We start from the raw sequence: 26,552 nt of genomic DNA on the forward strand, positions 1-26,552 counted from the left end.
CGAGACGCCGACGGACTCCATGGTTCCGCGACCTGCGACAGCGCAGGGTGGAGATACGGCAGGACAGGGCCGACGAGGCTGGGAGAGGACGGGACGGCGCCGATGGCCACGGAGTACGGACACGAGTACCGGCACGAGTACGGGCACGGGCAGGACCACGGGCAGGACCACGGGCATGGCTACGGATACGGCTACGGGCCGTACGGCGGGCGCCGGCATCGGGTGCCGGCGGTGTTGCGAGCGCCGTTCGAGGCGCGCAGCTGGCGCGAGTTCGGCTATGTCCTGCTCGGCCTGCCGGTCGGCGTCACGCTGTTCGTGTGGGCCGTGACGATGCTCTCCCTCGGTGTCGGTCTGCTGGTGACCTTCATCGGGATCCCGCTGCTGGCGGTGGCCCTCGCCGGGTGCCGTGGCTTCGGGGCGCTGGAACGGGCACGCGCGCGTGGGCTGCTCAAGCTGGAGGTGGCCGACCCGGAGCCGCTGCGGATGCGCAAGCCGGGGTTCTTCGCCTGGGTCGGCGCGGTGCTGAAGAGCGGCACGTCCTGGCGTCACCTGCTGTACGCGGTCCTGCAGTTCCCCTGGTCGATGTTCTCCTTCGTCGTCGCCCTCAACTTCTGGGCGTACGGCTGGGCCCTGTTGACGTATCCGCTGTGGTTCTGGGTGTTCCCCATGTGGGCCGGGCAGGGCGGGATCCAGCTCTACGGCGACGCGCACCACAGCGTCTACCTCGACAACCCGTTCGAGATCACCGTGACCGCGCTGGTGGGGCTGCTGTTCACGCTGGCCACGCCGTGGATCGTCCGGGCACTGACGCTGGTGGACCGGGTGATGGTGAACGGGCTGCTGGGGCCGTCGAAGCTGGCTTCGCGGGTGGTGGAGCTGGAATCGGACCGGGGGGTGGTCGTGGACACGGCCGCCGCCGACCTGCGGCGCATCGAGCGGGATCTGCACGACGGGGCGCAGGCGCGGCTGGTGGCGCTGGCCATGGATCTGGGGCTGGCGAAGGAGAAGCTGCGGGAGGATCCGCAGGTCGCGGCGCGGATGGTGGACGAGGCGCACGGTGAGGTGAAGACCGCGCTGCAGGAGTTGCGGGACCTGGCCCGTGGGATCCATCCGGCCGTGCTGACCGACCGCGGACTGGATGCGGCGCTGTCCTCGGTGGCGTCGCGGTGCACGGTGCCGGTGCGGGTGGAGGTCGACCTGGCGGAGCGGCCGGCGGCGGCGATCGAGGGGATCGCGTACTTCACGGTGTCCGAGCTGCTGCAGAACATCAGCAAGCACGCGCGGGCGAGTGAGGCGGCGGTCGATGTGTGGCGGACTGCGGACCGGTTGATGCTGCAGGTCGTGGACGACGGGGTGGGGGGTGCGGACACGGCGCGGGGGTCGGGGCTGGCGGGGCTGGCCGAGCGGCTGGACGCGGTCGACGGGATCCTGGTGGTGGACTCGCCGGTGGGTGGGCCCACGCGGGTGACGGCGGAGCTGCCCTGGCGGGGCTGAGGACGGGTTCTTCGCCCCCGCCGCCCCTACCCGTCCCGTCCTTCCAGGGGGTGGGCCCCCTTCGACCGCCCGTTTCGGGGGCTGCCGCCCCCGGACCCCCGCATCGGCCTCCGGCCTCGTCCTCAAACGCCGGACGGGCTGGAGGGTGGGGGCGGGCCGGTCGTCGTCCTCGAACGCCGGACGGGCTGAGATGGAGGGCCGCCCGGTCGTCGTCCTCAAACGCCGGACGGGCTGAGATAGGGGGCCGGGGTCTTCGTCCTCGAACGCCGAACGGGCTCAGATAGGGGGGCCGGCCGGTCCCCGTCCTCGAACGCCGGACGGGGTGGAGGGGGGGCGGCCCCGGTCGTCGTCAGGCGCCGGACGTGGTGGAGGGGGCGGCTCCGGTCGTCGTCGTCAGGCGCCGGAGGGACTGTGGTCGGGCGGCCTGATTTGGTTCGCGTCCTCTCGTTACCCGCACGCGCTTCGATCCGAATGCTGGAATGCTGGACTTTCGGACAGGGCAGGCATGTACGCCGGACGGGGTGTGGGGGGCCGGGAGATCGTGGAGGACAGGGTGCGGGTGGTCATCGCCGAGGATTCCGTGCTGCTCAGAGAGGGGCTGACCCGGCTGCTGACCGACCGGGGGCATGACGTCGTCGCGGGTGTCGGGGACGCGGAGGCGCTGGTCAAGACCATCGCCGACCTGGATGCCCAGGACGCGCTGCCGGACGTCGTCGTCGCGGACGTGCGGATGCCGCCGACACACACCGACGAGGGCGTACGGGCCGCCGTACGGCTGCGGAAGGCGCATCCAGGACTCGGGGTGCTGGTGCTGTCGCAGTACGTGGAGGAGCGCTACGCCACCGAACTGCTGGCCGGTTCCAGCCGGGGCGTGGGATATCTGCTGAAGGACCGGGTCGCCGAGGTGCGGGAGTTCGTGGACGCGGTGGTGCGGGTCGCCGAAGGGGGTACGGCGCTCGACCCGGAGGTCGTCGCCCAGTTGCTCGGACGGAGCCGGAAGCAGGACGTTCTCGCGGGCCTCACCCCGCGGGAGCGGGAGGTGCTGGGGCTGATGGCCGAGGGACGGACGAACTCGGCGATCGCCCGGCAGCTGGTCGTGAGCGACGGCGCCGTCGAGAAGCACGTCAGCAACATCTTCCTCAAACTGGGGCTCTCCCAGAGCGACGGTGACCACCGGCGTGTTCTGGCCGTTCTGACGTATCTGAACTCCTGACGGGCCGACGGCACCGTGTCGGCACCGGAAGGCGGCCAGGGGGAGGGAAAATCATGACAAGTCAGGGCGACAGGTCGTCTCAGAACTCTGTCCAGTATGCGAGCGGGCACGGGAAGGCGACCCTAACCGACGTAGGGTTGATTGCGGGATGGACCGTGGGACGGCCACCCCCGGACAGCCGCCTCGAAGGAGGTCCAGTTCAGTGACCAGCCAGGTCAGCAGGACAACGGAACAGGCCGACGGAACCGTCGTGGGAGAGCAGCGCAAGCCGGGCGGTGTGAAGGCCGTCCGGCGCCTGGATCGGGTGATCATCCGGTTCGCGGGGGACTCGGGTGACGGTATGCAGCTCACCGGTGACCGGTTCACATCGGAGACCGCGTCCTTCGGCAACGATCTGTCGACCCTGCCGAACTTCCCCGCCGAGATCCGGGCCCCCGCAGGCACTCTGCCGGGGGTCTCTTCGTTCCAGCTGCACTTCGCCGACCACGACATCCTCACCCCGGGTGACGCGCCGAACGTGCTGGTCGCGATGAACCCGGCCGCGTTGAAGGCGAACATCGGGGACCTGCCGCGCGGCGCGGAGATCATCGTCAACACGGACGAGTTCACCAAACGGGCGATGCAGAAGGTCGGCTACGACACCTCGCCCCTGGAGGACGGTTCACTCGACGGCTACAGCCTCCATCCGGTGCCGCTGACCACGCTGACCGTGGAGGCACTGAAGGAATTCGACCTCAGCCGCAAGGAGGCCGAGCGCAGCAAGAACATGTTCGCGCTCGGCCTCCTGTCGTGGATGTACCACCGGCCGACCGAGGGCACGGAGAGATTCCTCCAGCAGAAGTTCGCCCGCAAGCCCGAGGTCATGAAGGCCAACCTGGTCGCCTTCCGCGCGGGCTGGAACTTCGGCGAGACGACGGAGGACTTCGCCGTCTCCTACGAGATCGCCCCGGCGACGACCGCCTTCCCGGTCGGCACCTACCGGAACATCTCCGGGAACCTGGCCCTCGCCTACGGCCTGGTCACCGCGTCCCGGCAGGCGGATCTGCCGCTGTTCCTCGGGTCGTACCCGATCACCCCGGCCTCGGACATCCTGCACGAGCTGTCCAAGCACAAGAACTTCGGTGTGCGGACCTTCCAGGCGGAGGACGAGATCGCCGGCATCGGCGCGGCCCTGGGGGCGGCGTTCGGCGGCTCGCTGGCGGTGACGACGACCTCCGGCCCCGGTGTCGCCCTGAAGGCGGAGACGGTCGGGCTCGCGGTCTCGCTGGAGCTGCCGCTGCTGGTCGTCGACATCCAGCGGGGCGGGCCGTCCACCGGGCTGCCCACCAAGACCGAGCAGGCGGACCTGCTGCAGGCGATGTACGGCCGCAACGGCGAGGCGCCCGTCCCTGTGATCGCCCCGCGAACGCCGGCCGACTGCTTCGACGCGGCGCTTGAGGCGGCCCGGATCGCGCTGACCTACCGGACACCCGTGATGCTGCTCTCCGACGGCTACCTGGCCAACGGCAGCGAGCCCTGGCGGATCCCGGAGCTGGAGGAGCTTCCCGACCTGCGGGTGCAGTTCGCGAGCGGCCCCAACCACACCCTGGAGGACGGGACCGAGGTCTTCTGGCCGTACAAGCGGGATCCACAGACCCTCGCCCGGCCCTGGGCGGTCCCCGGCACGCCCGGCCTCGAACACCGCATCGGCGGCATCGAGAAGCAGGACGGCACGGGCAACATCTCCTACGACCCCGCCAACCACGACTTCATGGTCCGCACCCGGCAGGCGAAGATCGACGGCATCGTCGTCCCCGACATCGAGGTGGACGACCCGGACGGCGCCGAAACCCTGGTGCTGGGCTGGGGGTCGACGTACGGGCCGATCACGGCGGCGGTACGGCGGCTGCGCGCGGCCGGGGAGCCGATCGCGCAGGCGCATCTGCGGCACCTCAATCCGTTCCCGCGCAATCTCGGCACCGTGCTGAAGCAGTACGACAAGGTGGTGATCCCGGAAATGAACCTGGGTCAGCTCGCCACCCTCATCCGGGCGAAGTACCTGGTGGACGCGCATTCGTACAACCAGGTCAACGGCATGCCGTTCAAGGCCGAGCAGCTCGCCACGGCGCTCAAGGAGGCCATCCATGACTGACGCCATGACCGACGCCACGACGGACGCCGGAACCGACGCGGGAACCGACGCAGGGGCCGGCACCGGGACCCACGCCGCCGACGGACTGCTGCAGCTCGTTCCCAAGGCCGAGGCCAAGCAGTCCATGAAGGACTTCAAGTCCGACCAGGAGGTGCGCTGGTGCCCGGGCTGCGGTGACTACGCGATCCTCGCCGCCGTCCAGGGGTTCATGCCGGAGCTGGGGCTGGCGAAGGAGAACATCGTCTTCGTCTCGGGCATCGGCTGCTCGTCGCGCTTCCCGTACTACATGAACACGTACGGCATGCACTCCATCCACGGCCGCGCCCCGGCGATCGCGACCGGGCTGGCAACGAGCAGGCGTGACCTGTCGGTGTGGGTGGTGACCGGTGACGGTGACGCGCTGTCCATCGGGGGCAACCACCTCATCCACGCCCTGCGCCGCAACGTCAACCTGAAGATCCTCCTCTTCAACAACCGCATCTACGGGTTGACGAAGGGGCAGTACTCACCGACCTCCGAGGTCGGCAAAATCACCAAGTCGACACCGATGGGCTCGCTGGACGCCCCGTTCAACCCGGTGTCGCTGGCGATCGGCGCGGAGGCGTCCTTCGTCGCCCGCACGATCGACTCCGACCGCAAGCACCTCACCGAGGTCCTGCGCGCGGCCGCCGCCCACCCGGGCACGGCCCTGATCGAGATCTACCAGAACTGCAACATCTTCAACGACGGCGCCTTCGACGCCCTCAAGGACAAGCAGTCGGCCGAGGAGGCGCTGATCCGCCTGGAGCACGGGAAGCCCGTCCGCTTCGGCGCGGACGGCGCGCGCGGTGTCGTACGCGACCGGCTCACCGGCGACCTGAAGGTGGTCGACGTGACCGCGGACAACGAGTCCGAGGTCATCGTCCACGACGCCCACTCCCCCTCCCCCACCACGGCCTTCGCGCTGTCCCGCCTGGCCGACCCCGACACCCTGCACCACACTCCCGTCGGTGTCTTCCGTTCGGTGGAACGGCCCGTCTACGACGTCCAGATGTCCGGGCAGCTGGACACCGCGGTCGAACAGCACGGCAAGGGCGACCTCGCGGCGCTGCTGGCCGGCGGGGACACCTGGACGGTCGTCGGCTGACCCGGCACCGAGTGAACCCTGAGCGGGGCCCGGACGATGCGTCCGGGCCCCGCTCGCGCTCCCGGAGCGCAGGAGGCTCGGAAAGGCTCGGTCGGCGGCCTCAGCGGCGCTTCGCCTCGTCGTACGCCTCCCTGGCCCGCTCCACGTCCGCCATCCGCCGCTCGGTCCACAGCGCCAGCTCCCGCACCTGCTCAGCGGCCTCACGGCCGAGATCGGTGAGGGAGTAGTCGACCCGGGGCGGGATCACGGGCTTGGCGTCGCGGTGGACGAGGCCGTCGCGTTCCAGGGTCTGCAGGGTCTGGGTGAGCATCTTCTCGCTGACCCTGCCGATCGCGCGGCGCAGCTCGCTGAAGCGGTGGGGGCGGTCGAGGAGCTCGATCAGGACCAGGACACCCCAGCGGCTGGTGACGTGCTCCAGAACCAGGCGGTACGGGCACATCTCCACGCCGACGAGGTACTTCGCGGCCTTCGCGGCCGTAGCGGCCGTAGCGGCCGTAGCCGCCGTAGCGGCCTTGGGCGGATCGGCTTCGGCTGCACTTACGGTCATGCCAGTACCTTACTTCAAAGTGGGTACTTTCCTATAGTTAGCGCTCCCCCTAGGGTTAGTGCATCGGAACCCCACAAGGAGATCGCACACCATGAGCATCGTCGTCACCGGAGCCACCGGACACCTCGGCCGTCACGTCGTGACGCAACTGCTGGAGAAGGTCCCGGCCGAACAGATCACCGCCGTCGTGCGCGACGAGGCCAAGGCCGCCGACTTCGCCGCCGCGGGCGTGACGATCGCCGTCGCGGACTACAACGCCCCCGAGACCTTCGACGGCCTCTTCGCCGCCGGCGACAAGGTGCTGCTGATCTCCGGCAACGAGTTCGACAAGGGCCGGCCCGGCCAGCACAAGGTCGTCATCGACGCCGCCAAGGCGGCCGGCGTGGCCCTGCTGGCGTACACCAGCGCCCCCGGCAGCCTGCACGCCTCGCTGGTGGACGACCACCGCGCCACCGAGGAGGTGCTGCTCGCCTCCGGCCTGCCGTACGCCCTGCTGCGCAACGGCTGGTACCACGAGAACTACACCGAGAACCTCGCCCCGGTCCTGGCGCACGACGCCGTCGTCGCCGCCGCCGGCGAGGGCCGGGTCTCCTCGGCCTCCCGCGCCGACTACGCGGCCGCCGCGGTCGCCGTGCTGACCGGCGAGGGCCACGAGAACCGGACGTACGAGCTCGGCGGCGACACCGCCTGGAGCTTCGCCGAGTACGCGGCCGAGATCGGGCGGCAGACCGGCAGGGAGATCGCCTACAACTCCGTGCCCGGCGAGGTGCTGCAAGGCATCCTGACCGACGCCGGCGTGCCGGAGATGTTCGCCGCGGTCCTGGTCGACGTCGACGCGTCGATCGCCAAGGGCGAGCTGGTCGTCGACTCCGGCGACCTCTCCCGCCTGGCCGGACGCCCGACCTCCCCGATCTCCGAGGCGATCGCCGCCGCCCTCAAGTAGACCGGCAGAAACGACCCACCCCGGTCTGTCATGACCGTATGCCGATACGGCCATGACAGACCGGGGTGCTCGGCGCTACCTTCGTCCCGGCGTGCTGAAGCTGGGTGTGAGGAGGGCCGGTGGCCGGCATATCGAAGGGTGAGCGGCGGACAGGACTGGTGAACGGCTTCGCGGCCTACGGGATGTGGGGGCTGGTCCCCCTGTTCTGGCCGCTGCTGAAGCCCGCCGGGTCGGTGGAGATCCTGGCCCACCGGATGGTGTGGTCCCTCGCGTTCGTCGCCGTCGCACTCGTCTTCGTGCGGCGCTGGGCCTGGGCGGGCGAGCTGCTGCGCCAGCCGCGCCGGCTGGCTCTCGTGACGGTCGCCGCCGCCGTGATCACCGTCAACTGGGGCGTCTACATCTGGGCCGTGAACGCCGGGCACGTCGTCGAGGCCTCCCTCGGCTACTTCATCAACCCCCTGGTGACCATCGCCATGGGCGTGCTGCTGCTGAAGGAACGGCTGCGGCCCGCGCAGTGGGCGGCGGTGGGCGTCGGATTCGCCGCAGTCGTCGTCCTGGCCGTCGGCTACGGGCAGCCGCCTTGGATCTCCCTCGTCCTCGCCTTCTCCTTCGCCACCTACGGGCTCGTCAAGAAGAAGGTCAACCTCGGCGGCATCGAGTCACTCGCGGCGGAGACCGCGATCCAGTTCCTGCCGGCACTCGGCTATCTGCTGTGGCTGTCCGGCCAGGGCGAGTCCAGCTTCGTCAACCACGGCGCGGGACATGCCGCCCTGCTGGCCTCCACCGGCATCGTCACCGCCGTCCCGCTGGTCTGCTTCGGCGCCGCCGCGATCCGCGTGCCGCTCTCCACGCTGGGCCTGCTGCAGTACCTCGCGCCGGTCTTCCAGTTCCTGCTGGGCATCCTCTACTTCCACGAGGCGATGCCGCCCGAGCGCTGGGCAGGCTTCGTCCTGGTCTGGCTCGCCCTCGCCCTGCTCACCTGGGACGCGCTGCGCACCGCCCGCCGGGGCGCGCGGGCGCTCGCGGCGGCGCCCCTACCACGGCCGGCCGCCCCCGTCTCGGAGACTCCCGCAAGTCAGGTGTGACTGTCGGAACCGTCGGCTATAAGTGGGCGGCATGACGCAGACGCCAGCACCCCTGCACTGGAAACTCGTCGTCGACGCCCGTGACCCGCACGCGCAGGCCGACTTCTGGGCCGCGGCGCTGCACTACGTGGCCGAGGACAACAGCGCGTTCGTGGCACGGCTCCTCGAGCTGGGCGCGCTGCCGGACGCGGCCACCCTGGAGTACCACGGCCGTGCCGCCTTCCGGGACCTGATCGCCGTACGGCACCCGGACGACCCGTACGACGAGGAGCGCGGGACGGGACTGGGGCGGCGGCTGCTGTTCCAGCGGGTGCCGGAGGCGAAGTCCGGCAAGAACAGGCTCCACATCGACCTGCACGCCGGAGAGGGGAGGCGGGCGGACGAGGTGGCTCGCCTGGAGGCGCTGGGCGCTGCCGTGGTGCGGCACGTCTCCGAGCCCTCCGGGGCGTGGACCGTGATGGCCGACCCGGAGGGCAACGACTTCTGCGTGCAGTGACGAGTTCCGCGGGCGGTGGCGGCGACGGCGACGCTCAGGTGTTCCCGGCCGCGCGGCGGGCGCGTTCCGTGAGGCGGGCCATCCGGGCGCGGGCCGACTCCAGTTCCTCTTCCTCGGCGACGTCGGCCGCCGGGCCCTCCTCGGTGGCGAGCCGCGCCCACAGGTCGATCAGCTCGCGGCCCAGGCGCAACCCGTGCTCGGGGTCGCGCACCCCGCGCCAGGCGGTCGCCGCGCTCCGCACGTTCCCGTACGCCGCCTCGCCGTCCCCCGCATTCCGGCGCTGCCGGGCCAGGTCGAGGGAGAGGTGGAAGGCCCGCACCGGGTCGCCCGCCAGGTAGGAGATGTAGGCGGTCAGCTCGCCCAGGTGCAGTACCTCGGTGTGGTCGGCGCCGAGGACCGCGGCGGCCTCGGCGACGGTGCGCTCCGCGAGTTCGGCCGCCGCTTCGATACGGCCCGTCCGGACGGCCTCGTTGATCCGCGCCACCGGCTCGGTGAGCAGCGCGGCCCCTTCCGCCGTCAGCGTCACGGGCTCGTCCCCGAGCACCTCCTCGGCGACCGCGTCGAACCCGCGGGCGGGGGTGGGCGTGGGGATGTGGGTGGAGCGGAGGTCGGGGTCCGGGTTCGGGTACCGGTCGGCCGCCGGCTCTTCGCGGGCGGGCGCGGGGGCGGCGGCAGGGGCCGGAGCGGGGGTAGGGGCAGGGGCCGGAGGGGTGGCAGGGGCCGTAGGGGTGGCAGGGGGGCTCATGACGGGCGGCGGGCCGAAGACGCCGGTGGGCGGGCGCACGGTACCGGGCGCGGGCGGCAGCGGCGGGGCCAGGGCTGATGGGGCCGACGGCATGGGCGGGACCGGCGGGGCGGCGGGCGGTTGCGGTACCGCGTGCAATGCCTGCCGGGGGAACGTCGGGGCCGCCGCCTGCATCGGTTGGGCCGGCGCGGGTTGGGCGGGTGCGGGATGGGCGGGTGCGGGATGGGCGGGCGCGGGTTGGGCGGGTGCCGGTTCGGTCGGTGCGGGTGCCTTCGGCTCGGGCTGTTCCTTCGGCTCGGGGGCCGGTGCCGCCAGTCGAACCGGGTCACCGGTGAAGCTGCTGGAGCCGTCCAGGTTCACCTGAAGGGGGACGACGTAGCCGATGCGGGTGTCGTGGACGGTGGCGAGGACCGGGCGGCCGGTGGCGCGGGCGAGGCGCTGGAGGTGGTTGAGGACCGCCTGCTGGGGTTCCTCACCGGGGCCGGGGAGCAGCGGTACGCCGTCCACGGAAGCGGCCGCGCCCGCCACCCGGACGTCGATCGGTGCCAGGCGTCCCTCCTGCTGGACTTCCCGCTTCTCCTCGCGGCTGAGTCGGGACATCGGCCCTCATTCCCCCGGCGTCACCATCCGGTCGTACCCAGGTCGTACTCGTGCGTACGATCCAGTGTCTCCGTTCGCAACGACTCGCGCGTCACCACGACGTCACAGCCTCGCACCAGGAAGGAGCCTTCGGCGGGGCGCGGCGGGACCGGGGCGCGGGCGCACCGGGACTCGGGCCGAGGCCGGGGTGGTGCGGGCGCAGTTAGGCGGTGATGTCCCTCGTCGTGAACCGTGCCCAGGCCGCCGATCCGAACACCGCCGTGTACAGGGCCTGCAGCTCCAGGTTCTTGACCAGGTCGTCCCAGTAGACGGGGTCGCGCATCAGGTCGGCGAAGGACAGCCAGTAGTGGGAGAAGAAGTACGGCTGCAGCGCGTGCAGCTGGGGTATCTGGTCGAGGATCTGGACCGTGATGACCAGGCCCACGGTCGTCGCCATCGCCGCGATGCCGCTATTGGTCAGGGTGGACACGAACAGACCGAGGGCGGCGACGCCGGCCAGGGACGCGGCGACCACCAGGGCGATCAGCAGGGCGCGGCCGAAGCCGTCGGCGAAGGAGATCCGGGTGCCGGAGATCGTTGTCAGGTCGCCGAGCGGGAAGAGGAGCGCACCGACGGCGAGCGCGGAAGCCGCCACCACCAGGGTCGCGACCAGGCAGAAGGCCATCGTCGTCGCGTACTTGGCGAGCAGGAGGCGGGTGCGGCCCGCCGGGGCGACCAGGAGATAGCGCAGGGTGCCGGCGTCGGCCTCGCCCGCGACCGCGTCCCCGGCGACCACCCCGACGGCCATCGGCAGGAAGAACGGGAGGGTCGCGGCCAGCGCCGTGAACACCAGGAACAGCCCGTTGTTGGTGACCTGGCTGATGAACGCCGGGCCTTCGCCGCCGCCCCGGCCGACCTGCCCGCCGCCCCGCGTCTCGATCCTGACGGCGAACCCGACGAGGATCGGCACGGCCGCCAGCACGCCGAGCAGAGCGAGGGTGCGCCAGCGACGGAACGTGGTGACGAGCTCGCTGCGCAGCAGGCCGAGGCTCCACAGCGGGTTCGGCCGCGGGGCCGCTGCGTCCACGACGGCCAGGTCAGCCCGCGACATCGAAGCCCTCTCCGGTCAGTGCCACGAACGCGTCCTCCAGGGAGGCCCGTTCCACGGTGAAGCCGCGGACCCGGACGCCCGCCGTGACGAGCGCCGCGTTGACCTCGGCGAGGTCGCGCTCGGGCGGCTCGCCGGTCACCCGGTCCTCGGCGGCGACGACGTCCGCGACGCCCTGTTCCTTGAGCACCCGGGCCGCCTCCCCCGGATCCGGGGTGGTCACCACGAGCCGACCGCGCGCCCCGGCCGCCAGGTCGGCCACCGCGCCCTGGGCGATCAGCCGACCCTGCGCCATCACGGCCGCGTGGGTGCAGACCTGCTCGATCTCGTCGAGGAGATGGGAGGAGAGGAACACGGTCGTGCCGTCCCCGGCCAGTTCCCGCACCAGGGAGCGGATCTCCCGCATGCCCTGCGGGTCGAGGCCGTTCGTCGGCTCGTCCAGAACCAGCAGCCTGCGGGGCTGGAGCAGCGCGGCTGCGAGGCCCAGGCGCTGCTTCATGCCGAGGGAGTAGGCCTTCGCCTTCTTCGCGGCGGCGGCTCCGAGTCCCACCCGGTCCAGCGCGGCCTCCACGCGGGCGCGCCGGGTGCGCGGGTCGGCGGCCGGGTCGGCGGCGTCGTACCGCAGCAGGTTGTCGCGGCCGGAGAGGAAGCCGTACAGCGCCGGGCCCTCGATGAGGGCGCCGACGTGCGGCAGTACGACGCGTGAGGCGCGCGGCATCGGGTGGCCGAGGACGCGGGCGGTGCCCGAGGTGGGTGCGATCAGGCCCATCAGCATGCGGATGGTGGTGGTCTTGCCGGAGCCGTTCGGGCCGAGGAAGCCGAAGACGCTGCCCGCGGGGACGGTCAGGTCCAGACCGTCCACGGCGAGCTGTCCGCCGTGGTAGCGCTTGGTGAGGCCGCGGGTGTCGATGACACCCGCGGCCACCTGCGCGTCGTCCCCCAGGTCCCCGGGGTGCCCGGAGTCCTCCGGTTCCCGCTCCGTGGCGGACGGTCGGTCCATCGGCTCCCTCGATTCGTCGTGCGGCAGAGGCTGGCCACCGCACCCGCGCTGCCCCTGTCAGCCGGCGTTGGCCGCCTTCACCAGTGCGGCCTTGTCCACGGCACCGACGTACACCTTGCCGTCGTCCGTCATCAGGGCGTTGATCAGCCGGGTGGAGAAGACGGTGCCCTTGCCGAACTTGCCGGAGACGGGGTCACCGAGCGAGCCGAGGAAGCCGCTCAGGTTGCCGCCGCCGGAGGCGGAGCCGGTGGGCACGCCGCCCTTGCTGCCGGTGTCGAGGACCGCTATGGAGTTCCAGCCCTTGCCGAGGACGTGGAAGCCGGACTTGTCGAGGCCCTTGGCGGAGCCGTCGCCGGGGGTCTTGGAGGTCTTGCCGCCCTGGTCCGTCCCGTACCTGGTGCCCCCAGCCGCCTTGCCGGCCTTGCCCGCATGGTCGCCCTCGGTGACCTTGGCACCCTTGGGCGGGGTGAAGTCGAAGGTGGAGGCGGCCGGCTTCGCGAAGCTGACCTGGGTGTAACCGGCGTCGACGACAGCCGCGCCGCCGCTGGACGGAGTGAGCGTGAACTTCAGCGGCGTACCGGTCTTCGCGTCCACCGCGATGCTGATCGCGCCGACCGTCGTACCGGACTGCTTGGGCTTGACCACGAGCCGGTAGGCGTCCCGGCCGCCCACCTGGGCGGTGCCGTCGACCGTCACCGACGTGGTGTCGTCGACCGACTTGAGGACCTCGTCGGCGAAGTCCTTGGGCGTGGCCGGGGTTTCGTGCCGCTCGGCCTTGCCGGAGTCGGCGGCGGTGGAGTGGTAGACCTCGTTGGACTTGCTGTCGTAGCCCCACACGTCGGTGCCGTTGTGGATGAGGCTGTACTCGGCGCCGCTCTCCAGCACCGACACCTTCTGCTTCTCGGGGCCGTCGGCGGCCACCCGCAGGGTGTGCGTGCCGGAGGCCAGCTCGGTGAGCTTGCTGGTCGGGTCGGCGGACGAACCGTCGCCGCTGCCCTGCGCCGCACCGGACATCAGGCTGCTCTCCAGACCGCCGAGGTCGGGCAGGCCGAGGTCCGTACTGATCTTCACGGTGCCGGAGAGCTGCTGCACGTCCGACTTGGCGATCTTGTCGATGAGTTCCTGCGCGGTGATCTTCGGCAGGTCGGGGTCGCCGGAATTGGCGAGCGCCGGGACCAGGCCGATGGTGGCCGCGGCCACGCCCACCACCGCGACGGGGACGACGTATCGTGCGGCCTTGCGCCGTCGCTCGGCGCGCAACTCGTCGCGCGGCTCGTCGCCGGCCTGCGCGGCCCCCGTGCTGTCGTCGGATTCGTACGGTGCCATGTGTGCCCTACCTCCGTCGTCGGCGGCGGCCGTCCTCGCACGTGTCCCACCCTGAGCCGCCATTCTCACCCGAATCGGTGAGTGGTGGTGATTTCCGTGGCTTCCATCTCACCAAATCGGGGGCGGGTAAGCGTCAGACCACGGAGCCAACTCCGCGTACACCTGCGGTATGACACAGGGGTGGAGACGCCTCCCCCGACCCGTAGGGGTCGTGCGGTGAAGAGGCCTCCCGTCACGGTCCGTGTCCGTCCGGCCAGCCGGCCGTATCCGGTTGGTCCGCGTGCCGTGTCCACTCCGATCGGTGCCGCACGATTACCTGGTCCGCCCAACGGGGGACGCCCATGTGGTCCGCCCGGCAGAGGGTGCCCACGTGGTCCGCCCGGCAGGGGATGCCGACGACGGCAGCCGGGGTGCGGGAGCCGGCAGCCGGGGCGTGGGAGCGGGAGCGGCCGGAAGGCCTATCCGGCTCGGTGCACCACCGCGTCGCACAGCTCCACGAGCGCCGCCTTCGGGACGCATTCCGGCAGCGGGCTCAGCGCGGCCCGCGCCTCCTCCGCGTACCGGACCGCGTCCCGGCGGGCCTGCTCCAGCGCCGGATGCGCCCGCAGCGCCGTCAGGGCCTCCGCGTGCCGCGCGTCGTCCGTGAGGTCGGAGTCGAGCAGCTCGCACAGAGCGATGTCCTCGGCCAGCCCCAGCCGGGCCGCCCGCTCCCGCAGCCGCAGCACCGGAAGCGTGGGCACACCCTCGCGGAGGTCCGTCCCCGGGGTCTTCCCGGACTCGTGCGAGTCGGAGGCGATGTCCAGGACGTCGTCGGCGAGCTGGAAGGCGACGCCGAGCCGTTCGCCGTACTGCGTGAGGACGTCGACGACCGTCTCGTCGGCACCGGACAGCATCGCGCCGAAGCGGCAGGAGACCGCGACCAGCGAGCCGGTCTTGCCGCTGAGCACGTCGAGGTAGTGCTCGACCGGGTCACGGCCGTCCGACGGGCCTGCCGTCTCCAGGATCTGCCCGGTCACCAGCCGTTCGAACGCGAGGGCCTGGACCCGGACCGCCTCGGGGCCGAGGTCGGCGAGGATCTGGGAGGCCCGGGCGAAGAGGAAGTCGCCGGTGAGGACCGCCAGCGAATTGCCCCAGCGGGTGTTGGCGCTGTCGACACCGCGGCGCACGGCGGCCTCGTCCATGACGTCGTCGTGGTACAGCGTGGCCAGGTGGGTGAGCTCGACGACGACGGCCGACGGCACGACCCCGGGCGCGTACGGGTCGCCGAACTGCGCGGCGAGCATCACCAGCAGCGGACGGAACCGCTTCCCCCCGGCCCGCACGAGGTGCTGCGCGGCCTCCGTGATGAACGGGACCTCGCTCTTGGTGGCGTCTAGCAAGCCTTCCTCGACAGCCGTCAATCCGGCCTGGACATCGGCTTCCAGAGCCTGGTCCCGCACGCTCAGCCCGAACGGCCCGACGACGGTCACGAGGGGTCTCCTGTCTGCTGGTGTCTACTGGCGATTACACGGTTTGTCGATAGGTCGCTGCCATCACTCAAGTCAGCGTATCCGGTCAGGTTTCGATCACCGATAGCGCCCACGGTTACACCCCGGGCGCTATCGGATCACGACCGTTATGTTCTTGATCAGCTGATACGACCTGACATCTACTGACTTAACAGGAAGTGCGGCCAGTTGTCCCGAACCGAGGCCCAGCTCGTGTCCCGCACCGGCCCCCGCGCCGGGCCCTGATCCGGGGCGGTGCTCCGGATCCGTCCGGCAACGAACCCTCCGGACAGCCGCCGCGCGGACAGGGCCCCGCTCCCCCCGTCCGGCGCCACTTGCCCGGGTGTACCCCTCTCCGCCGCCCCCCACTCGGGCCGACGGGGACACCCGGCGCACGAACGGCGGCATCCCGCACCCGTCCGCACACCCTTCCTCCACGGGTCCACGCACGACGACCTCCGCGTTCCGCCGACCCGCATCCCTCGGCCTGCGACTCCTGTATGCGCGCCTGCCCGACCGCCATCCCGCCGGCCGACGGAACGGCACCCCTACGCGCGCACGGGATGCCCGCCCTTCCCCCCGTCGGCCCGCAGGGACATCGCACACCCGGGTCCCCGCCCAGGCTGCCGTCATGTCAACGACTCGCACCGCCGCGGAGGTTCCGTCCTCACGACGGACACGCGCACCGGCGATCCCCGATGCCCCTGACACCCTTCCCCCGACGTGATGAGAATCACGCACATATCGATCTTCGACACACCCCGGCCCGGGCCCCCAACCAGCCTCCCCGCCTGCGTCATTGAGCCCGACCGGCGACACTCGCCCCCCTCACCCGCCCCCTATCGGCCAGAAATCCACAGGATCTATCAATTCGGACTAATCTCTCCAATCACCCATATAGGCACACCTCGGGGCGCAATTCCAACCAATGCGAGCTGGACGGTATTCCGCCGAACCGGGAAAAGGAGGATTCCGATAGTCCATAATGTCCGCTTTGCCATTATTGCCGTTTCGTGAAATGGGTCACGTGAGCCCCGACACCACAAGGGTTGTTAGGTGACCCTTCCTTCCCTTTTCCAGTGGGCCAGTTGAGGATTGGCGACCGCAAAGGATCAAGCGCCCCATACGGCACAGATCAAGGTCAATCGGCATTTGTATGAATCAGGCTCTTGTTTCGGACATGTGCTCTCGCATACGTTCCGGCTCGCCGGGCGGACGCCGAATCCTGCCGCCGCCCGTAGTGACCCATCAACGAGTTCATTCGCATGGCAGGAGCGGGGGACCCAGGTAAGTCGCCGGACCGGGCGGCCGACGTCACAGAACAGACGTCGTTCCGGAACGGCTAGGGGTGAAGTCGTACCGCCTTCGGGCGGTACGGCCGGGAACTCCCCGGGCCCGAACCCGACAGCTCACCTCGCAGGCGACGGAGAGGAACCTCGCCATGCCCGCTGCCCCCCAGCACCGCCGTAACCACATCGTCCGCACGCTCGCCGTCATCGGCACCGGTGCCGCCGTCCTCGCCCTCCCGCTCATCGGGGCGACGGCCGCGTCCGCCGCCTCCTCCACCACCACGACGGCCTCCACGACCCTCGCCGGGTACCCGAACAACCTCGACGGCTGGATCCGCGAGTCGCTCGCGATCATGGCGGAGAAGAAGATCCCGGGCACCTACAACGGCATCTACCGCAACCTGATGCGCGAGTCCTCCGGCAACCCGCGGGCGATCAACCTCTGGGACTCCAACGCGGCCAAGGGCATCCCGTCCAAGGGCCTGCTCCAGGTCATCGACCCGACGTTCAAGGCCTACCACGTGGACGGCACGTCGTTCGACATCTACGACCCGGTCGCGAACATCACCGCCGCCTGCAACTACGCCGCCGCGCGGTACGGCTCGATCGACAACGTCAACGGCGCGTACTGACCTGACCGACGCCTCGCGTCAGTCGAAGAGTCCTTCGAGGACGACGGCGATGCCGTCGTCCTCGTTCGACGTGGTGATCTCGTCGGCCACAGCCCTGAGTTCGGGGTGGGCGTTGGCCATCGCCACCCCGTGGGCCGCCCACTCGAACATCGGGATGTCATTGGGCATGTCGCCGAAGGCGATGGCCCGTCCGGGGGTCAGCCCCAGCCGGTCGGCGGCCAGCGCGAGTCCGGTCGCCTTGGTCACGCCGCACGGCTGCAGTTCGACGGTGCCCGGCCCCGACATGGTGACCGTGGCCAGTGATCCGACGACCGAGCGGGCGATCGTCGCCAGTTCGTCGTCGGAGAGGGTGTGGTGGCGCAGCAGTACCTTGCTGATCGGCGCGCACCACAGGTCGTCGCGCCGGGCGACGCGCAGCGCGGGCAGCGTGGGATGGGGCATCAGATAGCCCGGCTCGATGAGCGTGAGCCCGTCCACGCCGTCCTGGTCGACCGCCGCGTACACCTGGCCGACCTCGGCCTCGATCTTCCCGAGGGCGGTCTCCGCCAGCTCCCGGTCCAGGGTGACCGACCACAGCATCCGGTGCGCGCCGGCGTCGTACACCTGCGCGCCCTGGCCGCAGACCGCGAGCCCCGTGCAGCCGAGGTCGTCGAGGAGCGGCCGCACTCTCGGGGCCGGGCGGCCGGTCACCACGAGGTGCTGGGCACCGGCCCGGCGGGCTCGCCCGAGCGCGGCGAGCGACCGTTCCGACAGGGTGTCGTCGCCGCGCAGCAGCGTGCCGTCCAAGTCGGTGGCGATCAGTGAGTACGGGGAGGGTGCGACCATGATCAGAGAATACGGACAGCACGGCCGTGGGACTCACGTGCGTTTCGGCCTCAAGTGGCGGCCGTCGCCTTCGTGATGGGGCCGTTGCCGGTGGCGAGCGTCCGGTTTCCCGAGACGCTCGGCACCTGTCCCCCGAGGACCCGGCCGGCGACGCGCTGCACGTCGGGGAGTTCCGACGGCTCGGACTCCGGTTCGACGGGGACGGCGACGCAGTCGAACCGGACGCCGCGCACGAGCCGTTGGGGCGGCGCTGCGCCGACGTGGACGGCACGGCCTTGGGGTGCAGGGCGTGCGCCGGCGGCGACAGGTGCCTGACCAGGGCCGAGGAAGCCCGTCGCGCCGGTGTCCACGCGGTTGCCGCCGGCGGCCATGACGTGGTCGGCGGCGGCCATGACGTGGTCTGCGGCGAGGCGATCGGTGCGCCGTCGTCACGGCCCGCGGACGGTGAGGACGGGACCGCCGCCGAAGGCGTCGGTGCCGGTCACGGCGGCTACGGCGCCTGCTTCGTGGCGTTGCCGGAGCCGCGGCGGTTGGTGCGCCACAGCTGGTAGAGGTGCCGCGCACCCGGACGCACGAAACGGGCGAGCATGGTGACGAACGGCAGTGGGTCGTCACCCGCCAGCCAGGCCAGCTCGGTCCCGCTCGGCCGCTTCGGCGCATGCGGTGTCGTGTAGCCGCTGCGGCGGTAGGCGAGGAGGGCGGGCAAATCGATGTTCTCCACCACGTAACGGTGGCCGGTGCGCTGTTCCCCCTCCGGAACGCGGCGCCCCGTCAGGTCCAGATGCATGGCACGGACGACGTCCACCCCCGACTCGCTCTCGAAGAGCCGGAACTGGGCGCCCATCCGCGGGTTGAAGTCGAGCAGCTTGTACTGACCGTCGCGCCGGTCGAAGCGCAGGTCGAGATCGATGACTCCGGTGAAGCCGATCTGCTTGATGAAACGCGCAGCGAGGTCGGCGAGTTCCGGGTTGTCGACGACGTACGCGTTCGCGGTCATGCCGGCGTGCGGCGGCCAGGAGCGGACCTTGACCCCGGTGAACAGAGCGCGCGGAGTGGAGTCGGCGTCGAAATAGGCGTGCACGATCCAGTCCTCGGCCTCCTCCCTCGGGAGGTACTCCTGGAGGATGACACCCGGATGGGTGCCCCAGTCACGGGCGAGGGCGAGCAGTCCCTCCCTGGTGGCGATCCGCGTCGTTCCGTTGACGGCGGGCTGCTTGCGCCGGACGAACGCCTCACGGTTCTTGGCGACGATCGGGAAGCGGGCCTTCTCCGCGAAGTCCGCGATCTCGTCGTACGAGTCGGGGAAAGCGGCCGCCGGGCTCGGGATGCCGTGTTCCAGGCACAGTTCGTGCAGGCCCTGCTTGCTCGCCAGCCGGCGGGGCAGTTCCGGGTCCACGCGCGGAAAGAGGAAACGGTCGCCGAGCGCGTCCTGGTGCTCGGCGATCAGGACGGCGGCCTCCTCGTCGGTGGGGATCAGCACCGTCGGACGGCCGATGCGGCGGCCGATGCGCAACAGCCCCTCGACGAGATGGTCCGGTTCCTCGGCGCCTGTCGTCGGCCACACGAACGCCCGCTTGAGATAGCGGGACGAAGCCGCCGGCGTGTACGCGTCCTCCGTGATCGCGTACATGGGAACGCCCAGGCGGCCCAGACTGCGAATCGCACCGACCCCGCCGTGATGCAGCGGATAGTCGCCGAACTTGACGATCAGGCCCGGCACGTCGCGGTCCGCCTCGAACGGCACGCTGACGGCATTCCTGGCCACGGGTCCCCCCACGTGTCCCCCTCTACGGACCGGATCCACCCCGTCCGTGTCCCCCAAAGGACGCTAAGCCGGAATTGCCTACTCCGACAAGGCCTATTAGGACATTGCGAACTCTTTAGACACTGTCACGACAGCCAACTCACCCGTAACGTGTGGCGCGACCACATGGAATGCCGCGCAACGCCATAGTGACGTCGCCACATGGCCGTCCCCCGCGCGGCACGGATGAGAGCGAGGCAGCCACCCCATGCCCTCCTTGCCCCCCTTCGAGGTCCCCGAGGGTGACCCCTTCGGCCCGAACAACCTTCCCTATGGCGTGTTCTCGACCTCCGAGAGCTCGGACCGGAGGGTCGGCGTGCGCCTCGGCGACCACGTCCTCGACGCGGGCGCCGCGGCCGTCGCGCTCGGCTCCCCCTACGCCTCCCTGCTCGCCCGGCCGACCCTCAACCCGCTGCTGGCCGCCGGCCGCACCGCCTGGTCGGACGTACGGCGCGCGCTGACCGCCTGGGTGACCGTGCCCGCGCACCGGGAGGCCCTCGCCCCCCTCCTGCACCCGCTGGCCGAGGTGACCCTGCACCTGCCCTTCGAGGTCGCCGACTACGTCGACTTCTACGCCTCCGAGAACCACGCCCGAAACGCCGGCCGCATCTTCCGCCCCGACGCCGCCGAACCGCTCACCCCCAACTGGAAGCACCTGCCGATCGGTTATCACGGCCGCGCGGGCACGGTCGTGGTGTCCGGCACGGACGTCGTACGGCCCTCGGGGCAGCGGAAGGCACCCTCGGACCCGGCACCGGTGTTCGGCCCGTCGGTACGGCTGGACATCGAGGCCGAGGTCGGCTTCGTCGTCGGCACGCCCTCACCCCAGGGCAGCCCGGTGGCACTCGCCGACTTCAGGGAGCACGTGTTCGGCCTCTGCCTGCTGAACGACTGGTCGGCGCGGGACATCCAGGCCTGGGAGTACGTCCCGCTCGGCCCGTTCCTCGGCAAGTCGTTCGCCACCTCGGTCTCGGCCTGGATCACCCCGCTCGACGCGCTGGAAGAGGCCCGGGTCGCCCCGCCGCGTCGGACGCATCCGCTGCTGCCGTACCTCGACGACGCCGCGGAGGAACCCGCCGGCTACGACCTGCGGATCTCCATCGCGATCAACGGGCAGACGGTGTCCGAGCCGCCGTTCTCCACCATGTACTGGACCGCCGCCCAGCAACTCGCCCACCTGACGGTCAACGGCGCCTCCCTGCGCACCGGCGACCTGTACGGCTCCGGCACGGTGAGCGGTGCGGAGCCCGGACAGCGCGGGTCCCTGCTGGAGCTGACCTGGAACGGAAGCGAGCCGCTCGAACTGCCGGACGGAAAGCGGACGTACCTGGAGGACGGCGACGTGGTGACGCTGTCGGGCTGGGCTCCGGGGCCGGGCGGCAGCCGGGTGGGGCTCGGGGAGGTCAGCGGGCGGGTCGTGGCGGGGTGAGGGGGACGCCCGGCCGGTGAACGGAAGGGTGTGCCCGGATCGCCGTCGACACCTGACTCGGGGCACCCGGCACCGTCATACTGACGGGACACGCACCATGCGATGCGCCCGCACGCGCACCATGCGAGGCGTCGGCGCGCGCACCACGGGACACGCCGGCGCGCGCCAGGTCACGCGGCGGCGTACCGCCCCCGCACCAGCCGCCACCCGCACGCATCTCCGATCAGGAAACGGAGCCCCGGCATGACCGTCTGCCTGCTCCTGCTGACCGTCGTCGCCCTGACGGCCGCGGTGCCCGCGCCGCGTGCCCTGGTGCGGTCCCTGTGGCCGGAGCGGGAACCGGTGGTCGCGCTGTGGGTGTGGCAGTGTCTGGTCGCCACCGTGCTGATGTGCTGCCTGGCCGCGCTCACCCTGGGCGCGGCGGCCGTCTTCCACACCGTGCGCGACCGGGTGTTCGCGCCGGCGCCACCGGCGGTCACCGCCGCGTACGACCTCTCCGTCGCGCCCCCCTGGGCGGTCGTCCTCACCGTGCTGCTGGCGTCCGGGGCCGCGTGGACGACGGCGATGCTCGCCCGCGAACTCGTCGAGGCCCGGCGCCGCCGCGACCGGACCCGCGCACACCTGCGCGAGCGGGCACCGGAACTGCCGGCCGGGCTCCCCGCGGCACGCGGCCCGATGCTGGTGCTGGAGGACGAGTACCCGGACGCCTGGTGGATGCCGGGCCATCCACCGCAGCTGGTCGTGACGACGGGGGCACTGCACCGCCTCACCGACCACCAGCTCGACGCCGTACTCACCCACGAACGAGGCCATGCCCGCGCCCATCACGACTGGCTGCTCCACCTGTCCAGCGCCCTGGCCACGGGCTTCCCGCGCGTGCCGCTCTTCTCCCACTTCTGCGACCAGACCCACCGGCTCGTCGAACTCGCCGCCGACGACACGGCGTCCCGCCGCTGCGGCCATCTCACCACCGCCCTGGCACTGATCGAACTGAACCAGCACCGCGGGGTCCTCTCCTGCGCGTCGAGCCGCCGCCTGCTGGGCGAGCGCGTCGACCGCCTGCTGGAACCGCCACCACGGCTGCTGCGCCGCCAGCGGGCCCTGACGACGACGATGGCCGCCCTGGTCCCCCTGCTGCCCCTCCTCATCGCGTTCGCACCGGGGCTGACGGCACTCGGCTAGATCGACCGCCTCGAGCAACCCGCCTGGAGCGACCACCGCCGGACCGCGGACGGCAGGAGCCGGAGAGCCCCCTCAACAATTGTTCGGCTCCTTGCGGCGAGCGCGGCATAGCCTTGGCACTGTCGTTCGTCCGGCAGGAAAGACAGGGGGCTGCTGATGCAAGAGCAGGACTGGGTCGTGCAGGCGGAAGAACTCTTCGAAGCGGCGATGTTCGGCGGGGACACGTCCGCGCTGGACCGGTCCGACGACGTACTGGACGCGGTCGAGGCGCGGCTTTCCATGGCGCGCGGCAAGGTACTGCACGTGCGTTTCCTCAACGATCGCGAGGAGAACAGCCGGGAACTGATGCTCTTCGAGCGCGCGGCGGAGTTGTACCGACGACTGGAAGACGCGTCGGGTGAGGCGCACGCGTTGTTCTGGATCGGCTGCTGGCACCAGGTGGTGAAGGGCGACGGGGCCACCGGCAGACCGTACTTCGAGCAGTCGTACGCGCTGGCGGAATCCGTCGGCGACCGGTTGACGATGTCATACGCGGTGCGCCATCTCGGCTTCACCGACAAGGACGCGGGCCGACCGGACCTGGCCAGGGAGCGGCTGACCGAGTCGGTGGCGCTGCGCCGGGAGATCGGCTTCAGACCCGGGGAAGCGGCCGGCCTGGTGGCCCTGGCCTACCTCGCGGTCGAGACCGGTGACCTACCGGCGGCGCACCAGTACCTCGACGAGGCCGAGTCGGTTGCCCAGAGTTGTGGCGCAAAGACGGTTTCGGGGTGGGTCGAACAAGCCCGCGCGTCCATGCGCGCGTAGTCGTCGGGCGGGCCGGGTGCCCGTCGCGACCGCCTGGTCGCCGTTCCCCACGAACGTGATCGTCCAAGACCGCCCGGCGGCCGGGACCGGCTTGCCTGCACGCTGCGGGTACGCGGGTGAACAGACCCGCGCGCTGGTGGCAGATCTTTCCGACACTGTGGAAAAAACCCAGCTCAGCGGGGTGCGAACGGCTCCTCAAGTGGCGCAGTATTTCCGCAACACCCCTTTCCCCACTCCATCGGTATGGTTCCAGCCACGCCACCCGCCGACCGCCGCATCCGCGACCACTCCGGTCAGGGCGCCGCGACTACCGTCGCCGCCCACCGGACACGTCGTCGGCTGCGCGCGGACCAGGCCACGGCGACGGCCGATCCGGACGCGGACGTCAGGGCGTATGCGGCGAGGGGCTGTAAGCGGCGGGTCCCCCGCCGTCACCGCGGGCGGCCCTATATCCAGTCCTCCGGTTCCGGCTCCGCGTCCATCTCGGGCCAGTGGTCCTCGTCCCCGGTCCCCGACGCCGCGGGGGCGGGTGCGGGATCGGCGGTCGGTGTCTTCAGGCCGGCCAGTACCCCGAGGACGCCTTCTCCGTACGTCATGAGCTTCTTCTCGCCGACGCCGCCGACGGTGGCGAGTTCGGCGACGGACTCGGGCCACCTGCTGACGATCTCCCGCAGGGTGGCGTCATGGAAGATCACGTATGCGGGCACGCCCTGTTCGCGGGCCTGCTCGCCGCGCCAGGCGCGCAGGGCCTCGAAGGCGGGGAGCAGGTCCTCGGGCAGCTCTGCCACGGCTGCCTTCGCCTTGCTCCGGCCCGAGGAACCGGAGGATCCGGCGGACCCGGAGCTTCCGGCCGCCCGTGAGACCGCCGGCCTCTTCGGCTCCTTGCGCAGCGGAACCTCGCGCTCCCGCCGCAGCACCGTCCCGCTGGCTTCGGTGAGCACCAGGGTGCCGTACTCGCCCTCGACGGCGAGCAGCCCCTGGGCGAGCAGCTGCCGGACGACGCCGCGCCATTCGCCTTCGTCGAGGTCGGTGCCGATGCCGAAGACGGACAGCTGGTCGTGGTCGAACTGGATGACCTTGGCGGTGCGCTTGCCGAGCAGGATGTCGACGATCTGGACGGCGCCGAACTTCTGTCCGCGTTCACGCTGGAGCCGTACGACGGTGGAGAGGACCTTCTGGGCGGCGACGGTGCCGTCCCAGGTCTCGGGCGGGGTGAGGCAGGTGTCGCAGTTGCCGCAGCCGGCGGGGTCGGGGTCCTGGCCGAAGTAGTTGAGGAGTTGCCCGCGGCGGCACTGGGCGGTCTCGCACAGGGCGAGCATGGAGTCGAGGTGGGCCTGGGCGCGGCGGCGGAAGGCCTCGTCGCCCTCGCCGGACTGGATGAGTTTGCGCTGCTGTATGACGTCGTTGAGGCCGTAGGCCATCCAGGCGGTGGAGGGCAGCCCGTCGCGGCCGGCGCGGCCGGTCTCCTGGTAGTAGCCCTCGACGGATTTGGGCAGGTCGAGGTGGGCGACGAAGCGGACGTCGGGCTTGTCGATGCCCATGCCGAAGGCGATGGTGGCGACGACGACCAGGCCGTCCTCGCGCAGGAAGCGGGACTGGTGGGCGGCGCGGGTGGCCGCGTCGAGGCCGGCGTGGTACGGCACGGCGTCGATGCCGTTGCGGGTGAGGAATTCGGCGGTGGCTTCGACGGACTTGCGGGAGAGGCAGTAGACGATGCCCGCGTCGCCTTCGTGTTCCTGGCGGAGGAAGGTGAGGAGCTGCTTCTTGGGGTCGGCCTTGGGGACGATCCGGTACTGGATGTTGGGCCGGTCGAAGCTGGCCACGAAGTGCCGGGCCGCCGGCATGTGCAGCCGCTGGGTGATCTCCTGGTGGGTGGCGTGGGTGGCGGTGGCCGTGAGCGCGATGCGCGGGACGTCGGGCCAGCGCTCGCCGAGGAGGGAGAGGGCGAGGTAGTCGGGGCGGAAGTCGTGACCCCACTGGGAGACGCAGTGCGCCTCGTCGATGGCGAACACGGCGATCTTGCCGCGGGCGAGCAGGTCGAGTGTGGAGTCCACGCGGAGCCGCTCGGGGGCGAGGTAGAGCAGGTCGAGCTCGCCCGCGAGGAACTGGGCCTCGACCACGCGCCGCTCGTCGAAGTCCTGGGTGGAGTTGATGAACCCGGCGTTGACGCCGAGAGCGCGCAGGGCGTCCACCTGGTCCTGCATGAGGGCGATCAGTGGTGAGACCACGATGCCCGTACCTGGTCTGACCAGGGCGGGGATCTGGTAGCACAGTGATTTTCCGCCGCCGGTGGGCATGAGGACGACGGCGTCGCCGCCCGCCACCACGTGCTCGATGATCGCTTCCTGCTCGCCTCGGAAGGCGTCGTACCCGAAGACGCGGTGCAGCGTGGCCAGTGCCTCGCTGTCCGCCGGGCCGTGCGCCTGTGGCGCCCCCGGCGTCTCGGTCGTCCCTGGCATGTCGTCGGTCCCGCCCGTCCCACCCATCGTCATGTCCCCCGTACGTCGTCCTTCGACCACTGCCTCCACGATAGGGGTCCGGACCGACATCGCCGGAGTTATCCACAGGCCGCCTGCCGGGCAGGGGGTGCGGGATTCGTCTGTGCGGAGGTGTCCTCAGTCCTTTGGCGGTCTTCGCGTGGCGGCGGGGAAGAGGTGCGGGCGATGCTGCACGGGCGGGACCGGGGAGGCCCGCGTTGTACGGAGGCGTCGCGCTCGCGTGCCTCTTCCGCCCCAAGGAGCATCAGGATGTCTCTCAGGTCCCGCACCGCCGGCGCCGTTCTGGCCCTGGCCGTGCCGTTCGCTCTGGCCGCGGTTCCCGCCGGCGCGGATCCCGTCCCCGATCCCGACCCGTTCGCGTGGACGGATCTGACCTCGACGTACACGGCGACGGCGGACTACCAGTACGAGCCGTTCGCGGTCACGGACGGGTACGTCCGGACCGGCATCTGCGACAAGGACGGCCCGGGCGGCAAGGACGGTCCGGGCGGCAAGGGCGGCGCGGGCTACCACTACGTGAAGGCCGCCGGCGTCGGCAGTCTGGACCCGGCCAAACCCGCTGGTCTTCTCTACGAGACCGATTCCGGCGGCGGCCGTGCCCTGGTCGCGGCGGAGTGGATCGTGCGGGCGGGCAGCGGCACCGTGCCGACGTTGTTCGGGCAGGAGTTCCAGGGGCCGACGACGGTTCCCGGTGTGACGGGCTCCGTGTACACGCTGCGCGCCTGGATCTGGAAGGACAATCCGAGCGGTCTGTTCGCGCAGTGGAACCCGACGGTGACCTGCCCGTAGTCCTTGGGTCCCGCCCCGTG

The 26,552-nt window shown here is 71.1% G+C and carries 22 protein-coding genes, 1 pseudogene and 1 riboswitch; of the genes and pseudogenes, 13 read left to right on the forward strand and 10 right to left on the reverse strand.

What is annotated here, in order from left to right; all coding sequences use genetic code 11:
• The first annotated feature begins 102 nt into the window (after positions 1–102).
• From BLW82_RS17750 to BLW82_RS17765, 4 genes are all read left to right on the forward strand, one after another.
• Complete coding sequence (locus BLW82_RS17750) at positions 103–1,494, forward strand: sensor histidine kinase (protein ID WP_093499724.1); 1,392 nt, start codon at positions 103–105, stop codon at positions 1,492–1,494.
• Positions 1,495–1,999: 505 nt separating this feature from the next.
• Entirely contained in the window at positions 2,000–2,707 is a 708-nt protein-coding gene (locus BLW82_RS17755; RefSeq protein WP_305729047.1) for a response regulator transcription factor, read from the forward strand.
• 202 nt (positions 2,708–2,909) lie between these two features.
• Positions 2,910–4,838 carry a 2-oxoacid:acceptor oxidoreductase subunit alpha gene (locus BLW82_RS17760; RefSeq protein WP_093499725.1) on the forward strand — a complete coding sequence of 643 codons (1,929 nt, stop codon included), beginning with the start codon at positions 2,910–2,912 and terminating at the stop codon, positions 4,836–4,838.
• Positions 4,839–4,962: 124 nt separating this feature from the next.
• A complete protein-coding gene (locus tag BLW82_RS17765; protein WP_256216216.1) occupies positions 4,963–5,964 on the forward strand; it encodes a 2-oxoacid:ferredoxin oxidoreductase subunit beta in 1,002 nt (333 codons plus the stop codon).
• Positions 5,965–6,064: 100 nt separating this feature from the next.
• Here BLW82_RS17765 and BLW82_RS17770 read toward each other — a convergent pair whose 3' ends face one another.
• Positions 6,065–6,403 (reverse strand): winged helix-turn-helix transcriptional regulator, encoded by a 339-nt coding sequence (locus tag BLW82_RS17770; protein WP_093499726.1) that lies wholly within the window; start codon positions 6,401–6,403, stop codon positions 6,065–6,067.
• A 199-nt stretch (positions 6,404–6,602) separates the two neighbouring features.
• On the opposite strand from BLW82_RS17770, the gene BLW82_RS17775 reads away from it, so the two are divergent.
• From BLW82_RS17775 to BLW82_RS17785, 3 genes are all read left to right on the forward strand, one after another.
• On the forward strand, positions 6,603–7,454 hold the full coding sequence (locus tag BLW82_RS17775; RefSeq protein WP_093499727.1) for an NAD(P)H-binding protein: 852 nt from the start codon (positions 6,603–6,605) through the stop codon (positions 7,452–7,454).
• Positions 7,455–7,573: 119 nt separating this feature from the next.
• Entirely contained in the window at positions 7,574–8,539 is a 966-nt protein-coding gene (gene rarD, locus BLW82_RS17780; RefSeq protein ID WP_093499728.1) for an EamA family transporter RarD, read from the forward strand.
• Between the two features lie 31 nt (positions 8,540–8,570).
• Positions 8,571–9,035 (forward strand): VOC family protein, encoded by a 465-nt coding sequence (locus BLW82_RS17785; protein WP_093499729.1) that lies wholly within the window; start codon positions 8,571–8,573, stop codon positions 9,033–9,035.
• 34 nt (positions 9,036–9,069) lie between these two features.
• Here BLW82_RS17785 and BLW82_RS44460 read toward each other — a convergent pair whose 3' ends face one another.
• The 5 genes from BLW82_RS44460 to BLW82_RS17810 form a co-directional block, all read right to left on the reverse strand.
• Entirely contained in the window at positions 9,070–10,380 is a 1,311-nt protein-coding gene (locus BLW82_RS44460; RefSeq protein ID WP_093499730.1) for a hypothetical protein, read from the reverse strand.
• Between the two features lie 202 nt (positions 10,381–10,582).
• Positions 10,583–11,470, reverse strand: coding sequence for an ABC transporter permease (locus BLW82_RS17795; protein WP_093499731.1), 888 nt, complete (start codon positions 11,468–11,470; stop codon positions 10,583–10,585).
• On the reverse strand, positions 11,457–12,467 hold the full coding sequence (locus BLW82_RS17800) for an ABC transporter ATP-binding protein (RefSeq protein ID WP_093499732.1): 1,011 nt from the start codon (positions 12,465–12,467) through the stop codon (positions 11,457–11,459). Before BLW82_RS17800 ends, BLW82_RS17795 begins: the two co-directional genes overlap by 14 nt.
• 57 nt (positions 12,468–12,524) lie before the next feature.
• On the reverse strand, positions 12,525–13,793 hold the full coding sequence (locus BLW82_RS17805) for a LolA family protein (protein ID WP_093499733.1): 1,269 nt from the start codon (positions 13,791–13,793) through the stop codon (positions 12,525–12,527).
• Between the two features lie 458 nt (positions 13,794–14,251).
• Positions 14,252–15,262 carry a polyprenyl synthetase family protein gene (locus BLW82_RS17810; protein WP_093499734.1) on the reverse strand — a complete coding sequence of 337 codons (1,011 nt, stop codon included), beginning with the start codon at positions 15,260–15,262 and terminating at the stop codon, positions 14,252–14,254.
• 1,257 nt (positions 15,263–16,519) lie between these two features.
• Positions 16,520–16,716, forward strand: a riboswitch (cyclic di-AMP (ydaO/yuaA leader).
• Positions 16,717–16,721: 5 nt separating this feature from the next.
• Here BLW82_RS17810 and BLW82_RS17815 point away from each other — a divergent pair.
• Positions 16,722–17,201 (forward strand): transglycosylase SLT domain-containing protein, encoded by a 480-nt coding sequence (locus tag BLW82_RS17815; protein WP_093499735.1) that lies wholly within the window; start codon positions 16,722–16,724, stop codon positions 17,199–17,201.
• A gap of 18 nt (positions 17,202–17,219) precedes the next feature.
• Here BLW82_RS17815 and BLW82_RS17820 read toward each other — a convergent pair whose 3' ends face one another.
• From BLW82_RS17820 to BLW82_RS17830, 3 genes are all read right to left on the reverse strand, one after another.
• A complete protein-coding gene (locus tag BLW82_RS17820) occupies positions 17,220–18,026 on the reverse strand; it encodes an HAD family hydrolase (protein WP_093499736.1) in 807 nt (268 codons plus the stop codon).
• A gap of 50 nt (positions 18,027–18,076) precedes the next feature.
• Complete coding sequence (locus tag BLW82_RS17825; protein ID WP_093499737.1) at positions 18,077–18,418, reverse strand: hypothetical protein; 342 nt, start codon at positions 18,416–18,418, stop codon at positions 18,077–18,079.
• 98 nt (positions 18,419–18,516) lie between these two features.
• Positions 18,517–19,770: a carboxylate--amine ligase gene (locus BLW82_RS17830; RefSeq protein WP_093499738.1), complete on the reverse strand. Its 1,254-nt coding sequence runs from the start codon at positions 19,768–19,770 to the stop codon at positions 18,517–18,519.
• A gap of 277 nt (positions 19,771–20,047) precedes the next feature.
• Here BLW82_RS17830 and fahA point away from each other — a divergent pair, with 277 nt between their 5' ends.
• The 4 genes and pseudogenes from fahA to BLW82_RS45500 all read left to right on the forward strand — a co-directional run.
• The gene (gene fahA, locus BLW82_RS17835) at positions 20,048–21,259 is read left to right on the forward strand and encodes a fumarylacetoacetase (protein ID WP_093508103.1); all 1,212 of its coding nucleotides are present in this window, start codon (positions 20,048–20,050) and stop codon (positions 21,257–21,259) included.
• Positions 21,260–21,502: 243 nt separating this feature from the next.
• Entirely contained in the window at positions 21,503–22,441 is a 939-nt protein-coding gene (locus BLW82_RS17840; protein WP_093499739.1) for a M56 family metallopeptidase, read from the forward strand.
• Between the two features lie 156 nt (positions 22,442–22,597).
• Positions 22,598–23,245 (forward strand): tetratricopeptide repeat protein, encoded by a 648-nt coding sequence (locus tag BLW82_RS17845; protein WP_093499740.1) that lies wholly within the window; start codon positions 22,598–22,600, stop codon positions 23,243–23,245.
• Positions 23,246–23,488: 243 nt separating this feature from the next.
• Positions 23,489–23,617: pseudogene (locus BLW82_RS45500) on the forward strand (GntR family transcriptional regulator); the annotation flags it as partial.
• A 74-nt stretch (positions 23,618–23,691) separates the two neighbouring features.
• On the opposite strand, the gene recQ reads toward BLW82_RS45500, so the two are convergent.
• Complete coding sequence (recQ, locus tag BLW82_RS17850) at positions 23,692–25,731, reverse strand: DNA helicase RecQ (protein ID WP_093508104.1); 2,040 nt, start codon at positions 25,729–25,731, stop codon at positions 23,692–23,694.
• A gap of 261 nt (positions 25,732–25,992) precedes the next feature.
• On the opposite strand from recQ, the gene BLW82_RS17855 reads away from it, so the two are divergent.
• On the forward strand, positions 25,993–26,532 hold the full coding sequence (locus BLW82_RS17855) for a hypothetical protein (protein ID WP_093499741.1): 540 nt from the start codon (positions 25,993–25,995) through the stop codon (positions 26,530–26,532).
• Positions 26,533–26,552: the final 20 nt, after the last annotated feature.

The sequence above is a fragment of the Streptomyces sp. Ag109_O5-10 genome (assembly GCF_900105755.1).
Taxonomy (GTDB): domain Bacteria; phylum Actinomycetota; class Actinomycetes; order Streptomycetales; family Streptomycetaceae; genus Streptomyces.